Origin of the sequence: Variovorax sp. YR634, from assembly GCF_900106655.1 — a bacterium.
Lineage (GTDB): Bacteria > Pseudomonadota > Gammaproteobacteria > Burkholderiales > Burkholderiaceae_C > Variovorax.
On record NZ_FNOL01000006.1, the window covers coordinates 225,943 to 240,668 of the forward strand.

General features: G+C 67.2%; 14 protein-coding genes. 5 read left to right on the forward strand and 9 right to left on the reverse strand.

The window, feature by feature from the left end; translation table 11 throughout:
• Positions 1-2: 2 nt before the first annotated feature.
• From otnK to BLV60_RS13805, 5 genes are read left to right on the forward strand one after another with little or no spacing between them, the layout of a single operon-like run.
• Complete coding sequence (gene otnK, locus BLV60_RS13785) at positions 3-1,274, forward strand: 3-oxo-tetronate kinase (protein ID WP_093055324.1); 1,272 nt, start codon at positions 3-5, stop codon at positions 1,272-1,274.
• Positions 1,271-1,936, forward strand: coding sequence for a class II aldolase/adducin family protein (locus BLV60_RS13790; protein WP_093055326.1), 666 nt, complete (start codon positions 1,271-1,273; stop codon positions 1,934-1,936). The genes otnK and BLV60_RS13790 overlap by 4 nt, the downstream gene beginning before the upstream one ends.
• A 12-nt stretch (positions 1,937-1,948) precedes the next feature.
• Positions 1,949-2,770 carry a 2-oxo-tetronate isomerase gene (gene otnI / locus BLV60_RS13795; protein WP_093055328.1) on the forward strand — a complete coding sequence of 274 codons (822 nt, stop codon included), beginning with the start codon at positions 1,949-1,951 and terminating at the stop codon, positions 2,768-2,770.
• On the forward strand, positions 2,767-3,963 hold the full coding sequence (locus BLV60_RS13800; protein ID WP_093055330.1) for an amidohydrolase family protein: 1,197 nt from the start codon (positions 2,767-2,769) through the stop codon (positions 3,961-3,963). Before otnI ends, BLV60_RS13800 begins: the two co-directional genes overlap by 4 nt.
• Positions 3,960-4,430, forward strand: coding sequence for a RidA family protein (locus tag BLV60_RS13805; protein ID WP_093055332.1), 471 nt, complete (start codon positions 3,960-3,962; stop codon positions 4,428-4,430). The genes BLV60_RS13800 and BLV60_RS13805 overlap by 4 nt, the downstream gene beginning before the upstream one ends.
• Here BLV60_RS13805 and BLV60_RS13810 read toward each other — a convergent pair.
• From BLV60_RS13810 to BLV60_RS13850, 9 genes are all read right to left on the reverse strand, one after another.
• Positions 4,423-5,100, reverse strand: coding sequence for a TetR family transcriptional regulator C-terminal domain-containing protein (locus BLV60_RS13810; RefSeq protein ID WP_093055334.1), 678 nt, complete (start codon positions 5,098-5,100; stop codon positions 4,423-4,425). The two genes, BLV60_RS13805 and BLV60_RS13810, sit on opposite strands and share 8 nt — an antisense overlap.
• A complete protein-coding gene (locus BLV60_RS13815; protein WP_093055336.1) occupies positions 5,097-6,056 on the reverse strand; it encodes a PDR/VanB family oxidoreductase in 960 nt (319 codons plus the stop codon). The genes BLV60_RS13810 and BLV60_RS13815 overlap by 4 nt, the downstream gene beginning before the upstream one ends.
• Before the next feature lie 27 nt (positions 6,057-6,083).
• A complete protein-coding gene (locus BLV60_RS13820; protein ID WP_093055338.1) occupies positions 6,084-6,674 on the reverse strand; it encodes an NAD(P)H-dependent oxidoreductase in 591 nt (196 codons plus the stop codon).
• 154 nt (positions 6,675-6,828) lie between these two features.
• Positions 6,829-7,857, reverse strand: coding sequence for an ABC transporter substrate-binding protein (locus BLV60_RS13825; RefSeq protein WP_093055340.1), 1,029 nt, complete (start codon positions 7,855-7,857; stop codon positions 6,829-6,831).
• A gap of 56 nt (positions 7,858-7,913) precedes the next feature.
• Positions 7,914-9,293 (reverse strand): FAD-binding oxidoreductase, encoded by a 1,380-nt coding sequence (locus tag BLV60_RS13830; protein WP_093055342.1) that lies wholly within the window; start codon positions 9,291-9,293, stop codon positions 7,914-7,916.
• A complete protein-coding gene (locus tag BLV60_RS13835; protein WP_176928797.1) occupies positions 9,283-10,170 on the reverse strand; it encodes an ABC transporter permease in 888 nt (295 codons plus the stop codon). Before BLV60_RS13835 ends, BLV60_RS13830 begins: the two co-directional genes overlap by 11 nt.
• Positions 10,148-10,948 carry an ABC transporter ATP-binding protein gene (locus tag BLV60_RS13840; RefSeq protein WP_093055344.1) on the reverse strand — a complete coding sequence of 267 codons (801 nt, stop codon included), beginning with the start codon at positions 10,946-10,948 and terminating at the stop codon, positions 10,148-10,150. The genes BLV60_RS13835 and BLV60_RS13840 overlap by 23 nt, the downstream gene beginning before the upstream one ends.
• Before the next feature lie 13 nt (positions 10,949-10,961).
• Positions 10,962-11,783 (reverse strand): creatininase family protein, encoded by an 822-nt coding sequence (locus tag BLV60_RS13845; protein ID WP_093055346.1) that lies wholly within the window; start codon positions 11,781-11,783, stop codon positions 10,962-10,964.
• Positions 11,784-11,959: 176 nt separating this feature from the next.
• A complete protein-coding gene (locus BLV60_RS13850) occupies positions 11,960-14,590 on the reverse strand; it encodes an autotransporter family protein (protein ID WP_093055348.1) in 2,631 nt (876 codons plus the stop codon).
• Between the last annotated feature and the right edge of the window lie 136 nt (positions 14,591-14,726).

Consider the following 14,726-nt stretch of genomic DNA (forward strand, 5'->3'; position numbering starts at 1 on the left):
CCATGGCAAAGCTCGTTCTCGGCTGCATCGCCGACGATTTCACCGGCGCCACCGACCTCGCCAACAACCTCGTGCGCGCGGGCATGCGCGTGGTGCAGGCCATCGGCGTGCCCGAAGGCTCGCTCGATGCCGATGTGGATGCCGTCGTCGTCGCACTCAAGTCGCGCACCATCGCGCCGGCCGAGGCCATCGCACAATCGCTCGATGCGCTGCGCTGGTTGCAGGCGCAGGGTGCACAGCAGATCTACTTCAAGTACTGCTCCACCTTCGACAGCACGGCGCAAGGCAACATCGGCCCCGTGACCGAGGCGCTGATGGATGCGCTGCAATGCGACTTCACCATCGCCACGCCCGCCTTTCCAGACAACAAGCGCACCGTGTTCAAGGGCTACCTGTTCGCGGGCGACGTGCTGCTCAACGAGAGCGGCATGCAGAACCACCCGCTCACGCCGATGACCGACCCGAACCTCGTGCGCGTGCTGCAGGCGCAGTGCAAGCGCAAGGTGGGGCTGATCGACTACACGGTGGTGGCGCGCGGCGCGGCCGCCATCGACGAGCGCATCGCTCAGCTGAAGGCCGAGGGCGTGTCTATCGCCATCGTCGACGCCGTGTCGAACGACGACCTGCTGCGCATGGGCCCGGCGCTCGCGAAGATACCGTTGCTCACCGCGGGCTCGGGCGTGGCCATCGGCCTGCCGGCCAACTTCGGACTCGCGCCTTCTTCGCAGGCCAGTGCATTGCCAAAGGCCGGCGGCAAGACGGCGGTGGTCTCGGGCAGCTGCTCGCTAGCCACCAACCGGCAGGTGCTCGATTTCATCCAGCGCGGCGGCGCGGCAATGGCCGTCGACCCATTGCGCATCGCCGCGGGCGTGGACGTTGCCGCCGAAGTGCTGGCCTGGGCCGCGCCCTTGATCGACAAGGGCCCCGTGCTCGTCTACTCGACCGCCGAAGCCGGCGCCGTGAAGTCGGTGCAAGGCAGGCTCGGTGTCGAAGAGGCCGGCGCGATGGTCGAACGCACCATTGCAGCCATCGCGCGCGGTTTGGTCGAACGCGGCGTACACCAGCTGGTGGTGGCCGGTGGTGAAACTTCGGGTGCATGCGTGCAGGCGCTAGGCATCGCGCAGATGCAGATAGGCCCGCAGATCGACCCCGGCGTGCCGTGGTGCCATGCGCGTTCCGATGCTGCGCCAGAGGCAGGCGTGCACATCGCGCTGAAGTCCGGCAACTTTGGCAGCGACGATTTCTTCACCAAGGCATTTACAGTGCTCGCATGACCGAGAACGAAGCCCGCGAAGAAATCTGCCGCGTCGGCCGCAGCCTGTTCGAGCGCGGCTACGTGCATGCCACCGCCGGCAACATCAGCGTGCGGCTGGACGACGGCTTCCTGATCACGCCGACCGATGCCTGCCTCGGCTTTCTCGACCCGGCGCGATTGGCAAGGCTCGATGCGCAAGGCCAGCAGACCAGCGGCGACCGGGCCAGCAAGACCATCGCACTGCACACGCGCATTTACGCCGCGACGCGCAAGTTCGATGCGAACACCGCCTGCGTGATCCACACACACAGCACGCACTGCGTTGCGCTCACGCTGAACGAACCGGGCGACGAACTGCTGCCCGCGCTTACACCGTATTTCGTGATGAAGGTCGGTCACGTGCCGGTCATTCCGTACCACCGGCCCGGCGCGCCCGAAGCGGCCGAACAGGTGGCACAAACCATCGAGCGCTTCGGCACCGCCGGCACGCCGATTCGCGCCGTGATGCTCACGCGCCTCGGCCCCAACGTCTGGCACGACACGCCGGCCGCCGCCATGGCAGTGCTCGAGGAACTCGAAGAAACCGCACGGCTTCAGCAGCTCGCGCAGGCCGCACGGCCCGAGTCGCTGAACGCCGATCAGATCGATGAACTGCGCCGTACCTTCGGTGCGCGCTGGTAGTACAAACACCCCATGCCCCAATTTGCCGCCAACCTCTCGATGCTCTACCCGGAGCTCGCTTTTCTCGACCGCTTCGACGCCGCCGCGAAAGACGGCTTCAAGGCCGTGGAATATCTCTTCCCCTACGACTTCGCGAAAGACGAAATCCTGGCGCGGCTCAAGCACAACGGCTTGCAGCAGGTGCTGTTCAACGGCCCGCCCGGCGACTGGAACGGAGGCGAGCGCGGCCTGGCCTGCCTGCCCGGGCGCGACGCCGAGTTTCGCGAAGGCATTGCCAAGGCGATCGACTACGCCGTGGCGCTCGACTGCCCGCGCATCCACGTCATGGCCGGCCTCGTGCCCGAAGGCCTGGAGCGCGACGCGCTTCAGCCCGTGTACCTCGACAACCTGCGCTGGGCCGCGGCCGAAGCCGCCAAGGCCGGCCGCGACGTGTTGATCGAGCCGATCAACACGCGCGACATTCCGCGCTTCTTTCTCAACCGGCAAGACCACGCGCACGAGATCGTCGAAACGGTGGGCGCATCCAACCTCAAGGTGCAGATGGACCTGTACCACTGCCAGATCGTCGAAGGCGACGTGGCAATGAAGATCCGCAAGTACCTTCCCACCGGCCGCGTCGGCCACATCCAGATCGCCGGCGTGCCCGAGCGCCACGAGCCGGACATCGGCGAACAGAACTACCCGTACCTGTTCGACGTGATCGACGAGGTGTCGGCGCAGTGCGGCTGGCAGGGCTGGGTCGGCTGCGAATACCGGCCGAAGCGCGGCTCGGAGCCGGGCGGCACCTCGGCCGGCCTCGGCTGGCTGCGGGCCTGGGAGCAGCGGCGCGCATGAAGCTCGAGGGGCTGCGCATTCCGGCGCCGCTGCGTGCATTCGCGGCGGGCGATGCGCAGCTGTTCGACGTCACGCTGGCCGGCGACAAGGTCGCATCCATCGTGCCGAGCGCCCAACAGAAGCACGCAAGCGGCACGCTGCTGAGCGCGCTGGTCGAGGCGCACGCGCACATCGACAAGAACTACACCGTGCAGGACGTCGGCGCAGCGCAAGGCAACCTGTTCGCCGCCATCGAGCGCATGAACAGGCATCGCGACAGCTGGACCGGCGAGTCACTGCGCGTTCGCATGGAGCGCGCATTGAACGACGCCTGGCAATCGGGCACGCGCGCACTGCGCACGCATCTCGACTGGGTGCAGGCCGAACCGCCGGCCGCGCTGGCTGTGTTCGAGGCGCTACGCGAGGAATGGCGCGGCCGCGTCGAACTGCAGTTCGTCTCGCTCACGCCGCTCGACCTGTTCGCCGATCAGGCTGCGGGCGAGCGCATCGCACGCGAGGTGAAGCGCGCGGGCGGTGTGCTCGGCGCGTTCGTCTACCGCAACGAAGGCATCGTCCACAAGCTCGGACGTGTGTTCGACCTCGCGCAGCAACACGGGCTGGGCCTCGACTTCCATGTCGACGAAGGGCTCGACCCCGAGGCCAGCGGCCTGCGCAGCATCGCGCAGCTCGTGCGGGCGCGCGACTTCAGGCACGGCGTGGTCTGCGGCCACGCCTGCTCGCTCTCGGCGCAGGACGACGCGGTTGCCGGGGAAACGCTGGCGCTGTGCGCCGGCGCGGGCATTCACCTTGTCGCGCTGCCCACCACCAACCTCTACCTGCAGGGCGCCTGGGGCCGCACACCGGTGCAACGCGGCATCACGCGCATCCGCGAGGCGGCGGCACGGGGCTTGCGTGCAAGCCTCGCAACCGACAACGTGCAGGACGCCTTCTATCCCTACGGCAGCTACGACTTGCTGGAGACCTTCGGCCTCGGCGTGCAGATGGCGCACCTGGCGCCGGCCTCCGACTGGCTCGACACCGTCACCGTGAGCCCCGCGAAAGCGCTGGGGCTCGCATGGGACGGGCGCATTGCGCCGGGCTGTCCGGCGGACCTGCTGCTACTGTCGGCCACAGACGAACACGAACTCATCGGCCCGCGCGGGCGGCAACGCACCGTCATCCGCGCTGGCCAGGTACTGGAGAAAACACAATGAACACGATGGGCAAGCCAATGGCCAACTACGCCGCCGCCAAGCGCGTCGGCGATTTCGTCTTCATGAGCGGCGTGGTCGCGGTCGACCCGGCCACGCGCCGCGCCGTCGCCGGCTACGACGCGATTCCCGAAGCGGCGCGCACCGCGCTGCAGGGCGTGGGCTATGCCACCGGCCAGATGTCGGTCGACGTGTTCGAGGCGCCCATCGTCGCGCAGAGCTGGTTCGTGCTGGAGCGCATCCGCCAGATCGCCGCCGAGCATGGCGGCACCATGGAAGACGTGGTGAAGCTGGTGCAGTACTTTCGCCACCTGCCGCACTACGCCTTCTACAACCGCGTGCGCGGCCTGTTCTATCCGGGCGAGCCGCCGGTGAGCACGGTGGTGGAGGTGTCGCGCTTCCTGCCGGGGGACGAAGTGCTGGTGGAAGTCGAAGCCACCATGTACCTGCCCCAGCGCTCTTCTACTTGACCCCCGCGCCCTTCAGCAGGAACTCCGTCACCTGCTCGATCAGGTAGCGCCGGTCTTTGCCGTCCTTGTCCTGGCCCTGCTGGGCTGCGTTGCGGTAGTAGGCCGCCTGCGTGGCGTGGTCGGCGTAGAACTGCGTCACCGCCCAGATGTGGAACAGCACCAGCATCGGGTCGGCCTTGTCCATCAGGCCCTGGTTCATCCAGTTCTGGATCACGGCTGCAGCCTGGTCGGTGCGCTGCTTGCTCGTGTCCATCATGTTGTTGATGACGGGCGCGCCGCGCATCATCTCGGCCGTGAAGATCCGCGAGCGCAGCGGGTGCTCGAACGAGAACATCATCTTGCGCTGGATCAGGTCGCCCAGCACCTTGCGCGGGCCGAAGGCCTCGTCGCTGAAGCCGAACACCACGATCCAGTCGGTGAGGATGTCCTGCAGCACCTGGCGGTACAACGCTTCCTTGCTCTCGATGTAGTAATGCAGCTGCGCCTTCGAAAGCCCCGCCTTGTCGGCGATGGCCTGCGTGGACGCGCCGGCCAGCCCTTCGCTTGCGAACACCTCGATGGCGGCCTGGTTGATGAGGCCGAGCACCTGCGTGTACTTGCGCGAGCGGCCGCGCGTGGCGGGCGCCTCGGCGTCGCTCTCTTCGTTGACGGAAGCAGGACGCGCGCTCACAGCTGGAGTTCCAGTTCCTGGCCCCTGGCGCGCGAGCAGCACAGGGCAATCTTGTGTCGGCGTTCGCTGCCCGTGAGGCAGAAGTCGCGGTGCTCGGCGTCTTCGCCATCGCCCTCGACCACGCAGGTGCCGCACAGGCCCTGCTGGCACGACACGGGGATGTCGATGCCGACTTCGTGCAGCGCGTCGACGGCCGTCTGGTCGGCCGCAACCGGCACGCTGATGCCACGCCGGGCGAGCTTCAGCGTGAAGGGCAGGCCGGTGGTGGCGTTGGCGTCGGTCGGTGCGGCGAAGTATTCGGCGTGCAGCGCGTCTTCGGGCCAGTGCGCGGCTGCGTCGCGCACCGCCTTCATGAAGCCGCCGGGGCCGCAGACGTAAAGGTGCGTGCCGGGCGCGCGGTCGGCCAGCAACCCATGCAGGTCGATACGTTGCGAGGCGTCACCCTGGTCGAGATGCAGCCGCAGGTGCGGCGCCAGCGAGGGCGCGTGCAGTGCATCGGCGAAGGCCAGATGCTCTTCGCTGCGCGCGAACACGCACAGCGTGAACTGCGCGTCGCGCGCCGCAAGCGCCTGTGCCATCGCCAGCAGCGGCGTCATGCCGATGCCACCGGCCAGCAGCAGGTGGTGCGTGGCTTCCTCGCGCAGCGGAAAGGTGTTGCGCGGCGCGCTGATCGGCAGCAGGTCGCCCTCGCGCACGCGCTCGTGCATCGAGGCCGAACCGCCGCGGCTGGCGAGCTCGCGCTTCACGCCGATCACGTAGGAGTTGGCGTCAGAGGGCGCGCGCGCCAGCGAGTACTGCCGCGAGAAGCCGCCGGGCATGTGCACGTCGATGTGCGCGCCGGCCTCGTAGGAAGGCAGCGGCCGGCCCCACGGGTGGGCCAGCTCGAAGGCCAGGATTTCCGGCGTCTGCCGCGAGATGCGTTCGACGCGGACGGTGAGCGTGCGTTCGAGGCTCATGGAGTTGTCTCCCTGTGTCGATGTTTTCTAGATGCTGCCCAGCTTGCGCGACACGCGCTCGATGAAATGGGTCCGGTCGCGTGCAGTCGCTGCGTTCATGTCGTGCAGCTGCAGCCACGTCACCTTGCAGCGCCACGCGAACAGCGCACGCAGCGCGCGCGTGAACAGCCGCCGGCCCGGGTCGCCGATCATCAGCACGAACCAGCGCGGCGAGCCGCCGGTGGTCACCACCGTCAGCCGCCTGATGTGCCGCATGCCCGACTTCGCGAGCTGCCCCTTGCGTTCCGCCGGCAGGAAGGCCACGCCCGGCAGCCACACCCGTTCGAGCCAGCCCTTGAGCATCGACGGCGGCCCGTGGAACCAGGTGGGAAACACGAACACAAGATGCTCGGCCCACAGCAGCGCTTCGACGTGGGGTTTCACGCGTTCGCGGATCAGGTCGGGGTTGTCGAGGTAGGCGATGCGCTCTTCGCGTGTCAGCGTCGGGTCGAAGCCCTCGGCGTACAGGTCGATGGCCTTGACGGGGTGTCGCGGTTCGAGCGCCTCGAGGGCGGTGCGATAGAGCGCGTGGTTGAAGCTGTCAGGGTTCGGATGGCAGTGGACGACTAGCGTTTTCATGGTTGAGGGCCGGTTCGCCCAGGACTTGCGTCGCTGGCGAGACGGGGTCAGAGCCCAAGGAGTGAAAGGCCGCGCGGTGCCTTATGGCAACCCAGGCGCCGGCATCTGACCCCGGCGCAAGCCCCGCGCGACCCACGGGAAAAAATCGGTGTGCTTACTTGCCTGTGAGCTTCTTGCGGACGTCGACGCCGACGCCCTTGTTGACGAACTGCGTGGTCACGACTTTCGAGAGATCGACCTCGCCGGTCTTGTACAGGCCGGCCTTGACCATCTTGTCGTAGAAGTCCTTCACGCGGGCCTCGTCCATCGCACCGATGCCCTTGGTGAGCGATTCGCCGCTGTCGACGATGCCCATCTTCTTCATCAGCTCGATGGAGCCCTGCGAGGCGGCCACGGGCGAGTCGGGGTTGATCTTGGCGATCATCTCGTTAGCGGCCTTGTTGTCGCCGTAGAGGTAGTTGTTCCAGCCGATGATCGAGGCCTCGACGAACTTGCGCACCGTCTCGGGCTTGGTCTTGATCAGGTCGGCGCGCGTCTCGATGGTGGTCGAGTAGGTCGAGAAGCCGTTGTCGGCCAGCAGCTGCACCACCGGGTCGAAGCCGGCCTGCGCCTTGATCGACAGCGGCTCCGAAATGGCATAGCCCTGCTGGATCGACTTCTTGTCGGCCAGGAAGGGGCCCACGTTGAAGGTGTAGGGCTTGAGCTGCGAATCCTTGAAGCCGTGCTCCGACTTCATCCACTGCCAGAAGCTGAACTGGCCGTCCTTGCCGATGAAGGCCACTGGCGCCTTGGTCATGTCCTTGAAGGTGTCGAAGCCCTGGCCCGGGTGGGCGAACATGGCCTGCGGGTCTTTCTGGAAGAAGGCCGCCACCACCACCGTGGGTACGCCGTTCTTCACGTTGTCGAAGGACTGCAGCAGGTTGCCCGTCATCAGGAAGTCGACCTTGCCGGCCGGCAGCATCGGCCGGTTGTTGACCATCGGGCCGCCCTGCTGGATGTCGACGTCGAGGCCGTACTTCTTGTAGGTGCCGTCCACCAGCGCCTGGTAGAAGCCGCCGTGGCCGGCCTGCGCCTTCCAGTTGGTGGCGAACACCACTTTTTCCTGCGCCTGCGCGGCGAAGGCGGCGGCCGCGAGGGCCAGGCCGAAGGCAAGCGGTCGGAGATTGAAAGCGGGGATGCGCATGGGGACGGACTCCTGTGGAGGTTTTGGAAGGTACGGGATGCGGAGACTAAATCTTTTCAGCGTTCGGTAGCCATCTCTGGCGACCAGCCACGCGTCTTGCCGGGATTCATCAGCCCCATCGGATCGCTGCGCTTCTTGAATTCGATCTGCTGCGTGTCGATGGTCTTCATGCCGCCGTCCTCGATGGTGACGACGTGCGGGTTGAAGATCTGGCAGCCGCCCTGCGACTCGATCTCGCGGATCACTTCGTACTGGTGGGCCTCGCCCTTCCAGCGCACCAGCAGGATGCCGAAGGTGCCGCACTCGCCGTTGGCGCGCGCGAAGTCCTGGTGCTGCAGCACGTCGTTGCCGAAGATCTGCAGATGGCGCTCGACCACGGCCGGGTCGAAGGGCTGGGCGTAGGCCACCTGCAGGTACGTCCAGCCGCGGTCTGCCTTCAGCGCCTGCAGCGTCGTGTGGTTGAACGCGCACTCGTAGGCCGGGGGCAGGCCGTCGGCGAGCAGTTCGGCTTCGGTGCCGGCGACAGAGATCGTGCCGCCCTGCGCGTCGGCGAGCGCACGGAAGTCCGCCATCGAATCCGGCGAGACCATGGCGAACACGGCGTGCCGGTCGGCAGGAAATCGGTCGCGCATGGCGGTGTAGTAGGGCGAGAAACGCGCCTCCACCGTCGAGAGCAGGAAGATGTCGAGCGAAGGCGCCTGCGCCGCAATGCCGAAGTCGAGCGCGCCGCGATACGTCTCGAACAGCACCGTGCAGTGCACCCATTCGACGGCGGGGCTCAGCGCCACTTCCACGTCGAGGATCACGCCGTTGGTGCCGTAGGCGTGGTGCACCTGCTGGATCTCGTCGCCGTGCAGTTCGATGATGCGCGGCTCGCGCTCCACCGTCATCACGCGCGCGCGCAGCAGGTTGCCCGGGTCACGCAGGATGCCGTGGCGGAAGGAGCCGATGCCGCCGAAGCCGCCCGCGATGAAGCCGCCGATGGACGCCACATGCCAGGTCGAGGGCCACATGCGCAGCGCCTGCCCGGTCTCGCGTGCGGCGAGGTCGATGTCGTGCATGCGCGCGCCGGCCTCGACGCGGATGCGTCCGGGCTGGATGTCGAGCACGCGGCACATCTGCGTCACGTCGAGCACGATGCCGCCTTCGAGGGGCACGCACTGGCCGTAGTTGCCGGTGCCGCCGGCACGCACGGTGAGCGGCAGCTTCCATTTTGCGGCCACGGCGGCGGCCTGCCGCACGTCGTCTTCGGTGTTGACCTTGACGACGAGGTCGGCCACGCAGCCCGCGAGCTGCGCGCTGAGGATGGGGCTGTACCAGTAGAAGTCTTTCGACAGCTGCTTGCGCTGGGCCGGCGCGGTGATCAGGTTGAGGCCGCGCAGGTCGGCGCGCACGGCATCCCAGTCGACGGCAGGCACGATGGTCCTAGCGTTCACGGCGCATTTCGCTTTCGTGCCAATGCCCGAGCACCAGCCGCGACAAGGCCGCGAACACGATGAAGATCACGATGCCCAGCAACGACACCAGCAGCAGCGCCGCGAACATCATCGGAATCTCGGTGCGGAAACTCGATTCGAGAATGCGCGATGCAAGACCCGTTTCCTTGCCCGCCGTGCCGGCCGTGAACTCGGCCACCACCGCGCCGATCAGGCTCAGCCCGCCCGCGATTTTCAGGCCCGCCATGAAGTACGGCAGCGCGCTGGGCGCGAGCAGGTAGCGGAAGGTCTGCCACGGCGAGGCCTTGTAGAGCTGGAACAGGTCGCGAAGGTTGCTGTCCGCGCTTTTCAAGCCGATGACAGTGTTCGACAGGATCGGGAAGAAGGCCACGATCCAGGCGCACAGCAGCAGCGCCGCCGTGGTGCTCGACACATAGATCAGGATCAGCGGCGCAATCGCGATGATCGGCGTCACCTGCAGGATCACGGCGATCGGGAACAGGCCGATCTCCACCCACTTGAAGAGCGCGAATGCAATCGCCAGCAGTACGCCGCCGACGATGGCCGCGGCCAGCGCGAGCAGCGTGAGCTTCACCGTGAACCACAGAGCGCTCGACAGTGAATCCCAGTTGTCGAACAGCGTGCGAAGAATGAGCGAGGGCGCGGGCAGGATGTAGTGCGGAATGTTGTTGGCGCGAACCGTCCATTCCCAGATGAGCAGCAGCAGCACGACGATGCCCGCGGGCACGACGATGCGCAGCAGCGACTCGCGCCGGCGCAGCCTGTCTTCGTGCGCGCGCAGCGATGCCTCGGAGGGCGCCGCATCCGCATTGGCATCCGCGAGGGCGACGGGCTCAGTGATCGATGTCGAGGCCATGCAGGGCTCCGTGCAGGGATTGCGACACGGCAGTGCAGTGCGCGTTGTAGCGGCTCGATGTGCGGAACTCTTCGCCGCGCGGATAGGGTTCGTCGATGCGGATCTCGTCGATCACGCGGCCAGGGCGCGCGGCCATCACCACGATGCGGTTCGACAGGTACACCGACTCGTACACGCTGTGCGTGACGAACACGACCGAGAAGCGGTGCTCGCGCCAGATGGCCAGCAGGTCGTTGTTGAGCTTGATGCGCGTCATTTCGTCGAGCGCGGCAAAGGGCTCGTCCATCAGCAGCAGCCGCGGGTGCGTGACCAGTGCGCGCGCGATCGACACGCGCATCTTCATGCCGCCCGAGAGCTCGCGCGGGTACACGTCGGCAAAGCGCGAGAGCCCGACCATTTCAAGCACCTGCTGCACCACCGGCGCAGCCGCGTCGCGGCTCATGCCCGCGAGCTTGAGCGGCAGCCACACGTTGTCGAACACCTTGGCCCAGGGCATGAGCGTGGGCTCCTGGAACACGAAGCCCAGGTCGCGGTCGCTCTGCGTCTTTCCGGTGTTGGCACCCGACCAGTGCATGTCGCCCGAACTGAGGCGCGTGAGCCCCGCGATGAGGCGCAGCGCGGTGCTCTTGCCGCAGCCCGATGGGCCCAGGAAGCTGATGAAGTCGTGCTCGCCGATGTCGAGCGTCATGCCCTGCAGCGCGAGCGTGCCGTTGGCGAAACGCTTGCTGACGTTGCGCAGGGTGACCAGCGGCGGGGTGGATGGCGTGGTGCTTTCCATGATGGCTGCGAGCCTAGCGCCAGGCGGGTTGGTTGGCGAGGCGAGACAGCGGGAAGCGGTCGACCTCGTGCAGCAGCTCGACGAAGCGGCGGCCCACGTGGTCGAGCACCGCCGCGCCCTTTTCGGCGGTGGCGCGCGTGGCGTCGCCGGCTGCGCCCGCGGGGTTGATGTCGTGCATCTGCCAGCCGAGCTTGCCGCTAGGGGTGATCGACAGGAACTTGTTCTCGGCGGCCAGTTGCTCCGTCATGGAGCTGAAGTTCTGGAACTGGTCCTTGCGCACGTAGTCGGGCGTGAGGTGCAGCATGACCGAGCTTTCGAGGTCGCCGGCGTGGATGCCGTGCTTGCCTTCGTGCGCGGTGAACAGGCCTTCGGGCAGGCCCAGCGTGTACCAGTTGGCGGCCACGACCATCATGTCGTGGGCTTCGCGCAGGTCGCGCGCCACGATGTCCATCACGCTCATCTGGCCGCCGTGGCTGTTGTAGAGCACCAGCTTGCGCACGCCGGCCTTGGCAACGCAGGCGCCGATGTCGGTCCACAGCGAGATCAGCGTGTTCGCCGACACGGTGAGCGTGCCCGGGTAGCGCGAGTGCTCGTTGCTCTTGCCATAGGGCACGGTGGGCAGGAACAGCACCGGCAGGTCGTCGGGCAGGTGCGGCAGCGTGGCGCGCACCATGCCGTCGATGGTGGCGGTGTCGGTCGACATCGGCAGGTGGGGGCCGTGCTGCTCGGTCGCGCCCACGGGCAGCACGGCGATCAGCCGTTCACGGTCGAGGCGGGAGAACTCTTCGCTGGTCAGGTCAGACCAGAAACGGCTGCGCAGTGGGGGCGGATTCATCGTGGTGTACCTCGTGGCGACGAACGGGATGATGGTCTAAATTATCCATACGGTCAAAAAAGATTGGCTATCCGTGGATACCCGTTGATCTTTCATGACCGATCTCATGCAAGCTGCATGCCATCAAATTTGCTCGAATGGTCAAAAAATGACCCAGAGCGCCCGCCGCCCGGGGTTCACCAGCGCAGGCGCAGCCCCACTTGCCCCTGCACGCCGGTCTGCTCGGTGATGCCGATGGCGCTGGTGTACGCCAGGCCGCCGTAGACCGCCAGCGTCTTGTTCACCTGGCCGACAACGCCGCCGCCGACTTCGAGCGCGCTCGAGTTACGGCGGTTGACGACCTGGTCGGTCGGCCCGAAGTAGATCGCGTTGCTGCCGCTGAAGGTGTGCCACAGGTTGACCTTCAGGTACGGCTTCCAGACGCCGCCGCCCGCGTCGAAGCGGCCTTCGAGCCGCGCGCCCAGCCGGCCGGTGACGGCGTTGTCGCGCTGGAAGCGCACGGTGGAAAGGCCATCGTCGAAATCGTCGATCGAGCTGCGCTGCCAGATCAGCTGCGCCTGTGGCTGCAGCGTCACGGTGTCGCTCAGGGCAAACGGATAGCCCGCTTCCAGCGATGCGGTGATCGTCTTGCCGTGCGGCCTCCCGCCGCGGCCGAGCGTGGAAATCGCGTCGGTCTTGAAGCGGGTGGCCATGAGCACGGCGTCGCTGTACCAGCCGCTGCTCGCAATACGGGTCCAGTACGCGCCGAGGCTGTAGCCCTCCACGCTCAGCCGGCCGGCCGCCTCGTTGGTGGCGCCGTCGGCGACGCCGCTCGCGCTGCCGCTGGCGCGCGTGTAGCCGCCCAGCACCCCGACGCGGTTGCGTCCGCCGGCGGCGTCGGTGCCCACCAGGAAGTCGTGGCCGAGCTGCAGGCCGTGGACGTTGCCGTCGAACTGCGGATTGGCATCGCCGCGCAGGCGCTGCCGTGTGCTCTCGCCGAACACGCGGCCCCACGAGGCCTGTCGGCCTTCGCTGTCCCCGTCGCCGGCCAGCAATTGCTGGTCGCCCTGCCGGTCGTGGAAGCTGCCCAGCTGCGCGAGCCCGAGGCGGCGCACCGCGATCGGCAGGGCGCTGTAGAGCGGGACCTCGGGCCGGTAGAGCTTGACCGGTTCCACCGACATGGCGGCTGGCGGCGCGCCGGGCACCGGCGGTGTTTCGTTGAGGACTGCGAGCGCTTCTGTCAGCGAGCCCACCACGGTGCCGCCGACCAGGTAGCCGTTGTTGCGCAGGTACCAGTTGTCGGGGTTGTTGCCGGCCGCGCCGCCTCGGAACAGCCGGTAGTTGTAGGCGCCGGCCTCGACCGCCTGGGTCAGCGAGAACGCGGTGGGGGCCGTGGTGGCGCCGTTGAGTGCCTGCACCACCAGGATGCCGTCGGCCAGCGTGGGCGCGCCCAGGCCGCCGCGGTTGACCACGCGGATGCCGGTGCTGCCCGATGCCGCGCCGCCGTCGATCACGAGCTTGTTCGATGGCGAGTTGTCACCGGCCAGCACGGTGTTGACCTGCATCAGCGCGCCGCTGCCGCCGAAGTAGTTGCCGCGCACGGTGAAGGCCCCGAAGTTCACGCCGTCGTTAGGCCCGGGCAGCAGCGTGCCCTGGTTGGTCACGTTGCCCGCGAAGGTGCCGGTGCCGGCCACCGTTGTGCCGGGGAGCACCGTGATGACGGGGCTCGTCAGCGTCGCGGGGAGGGTGAAGCGGCCGGACTCCACCCGTATCGAGTCGGAGAAATTCGCGTCGGTCAGCCACGACCATTCGGTGCCGCGCATCGTCAGGTTCTGGAAATTGCGGAACGCGTTGTCCACCGTGCCGGTGCCTTCGAGGAAGGTGCTGGCGGTTTTTCCGACGCCGCCGTCGGCGCCGCCCCGGATGACCGAGCCGGTCTGCAATATCAGCGTGCCGTTGCCGAGCGCGCCCATGTAGATCGCGTCGGTGTTGGCGGCGCCGCCGTGTCCCTCGATGGTGCCGGCGTTGACCAGCACGTCGTTGCCGTTCTGGCCGCGATAGCCGTAGCCGTTGGCGCTGGACAGCGTGCCACCGGCCCGGTTTTCCACGCGCGAGAAGAAGCTGGAGCCGAGCGTGTTCGCGTGCACCGCGTCGGCGCCGCCCGCGGGCGAGTTGGCACCGGTGGTGGTGATGGTGCCGGTGTTCACCAGCAGGTTGGCGACGAGGTTGCCGCCCTGCAGGTAGACGCCCTTGGCCGAGGTGCCGCTGGTATTGATGGTGCCGTTGTTGATCACCGTGTTGCCCGGGCCCAGCATGGAGACGCCGTGCGAGCTGCCGCCCGTGGTGCTGATGCTGCCGTTGTTGGTGATGACCGTGCGCGTGCTGCTGTTCGACGTCACCAGGATGCCGGAGGTGCTGCTGCTCGTCGTGCGGATGGCGCTGTTGTTGGTCAGGGTGTTGTCGTTGCCCGTGGCGACCATCGCCGCGCGAGCAGAACCCGAGCCGCCCGAGACGGTGATGGTGCCGTTGTTCGTGATGGTGCTGGCATCGCGCACCAGCAGGACCTGCGTGGCGTTGGTGCTGAGCGTGGCGCCGTTGTTCACGGTGATGCCGACGCCGGTGCTGCCCGGCGTGGCGATCACGCTGGCCGAGCCGGTCGTTGCGCCGTCGCAGACCACAGCGGTGTTCGAGCCCGGCGTGGCGGTTGGCGCGCAGGCGGCATAGGCGCCATCGGCGGCCAGCGTGGCGAGCGTTGCCGCAAGGCAGCGAGCAAGAGGGGAAGGGGAAGGAAGGTGACGCGGAATCCGATGCGATCGCGCGATGCTCATGCTTGCTCCTTTGTTCTTGGTTGTCTCTCGTGCACGACCCTGAGGCTGGGCGGTCGTTTGGCCATTTGCCAAGACATTTGGCACGATTAACAATCAAGAAACAATCGAGCGAATGTTTGCATGTTGCTGTAGTGAG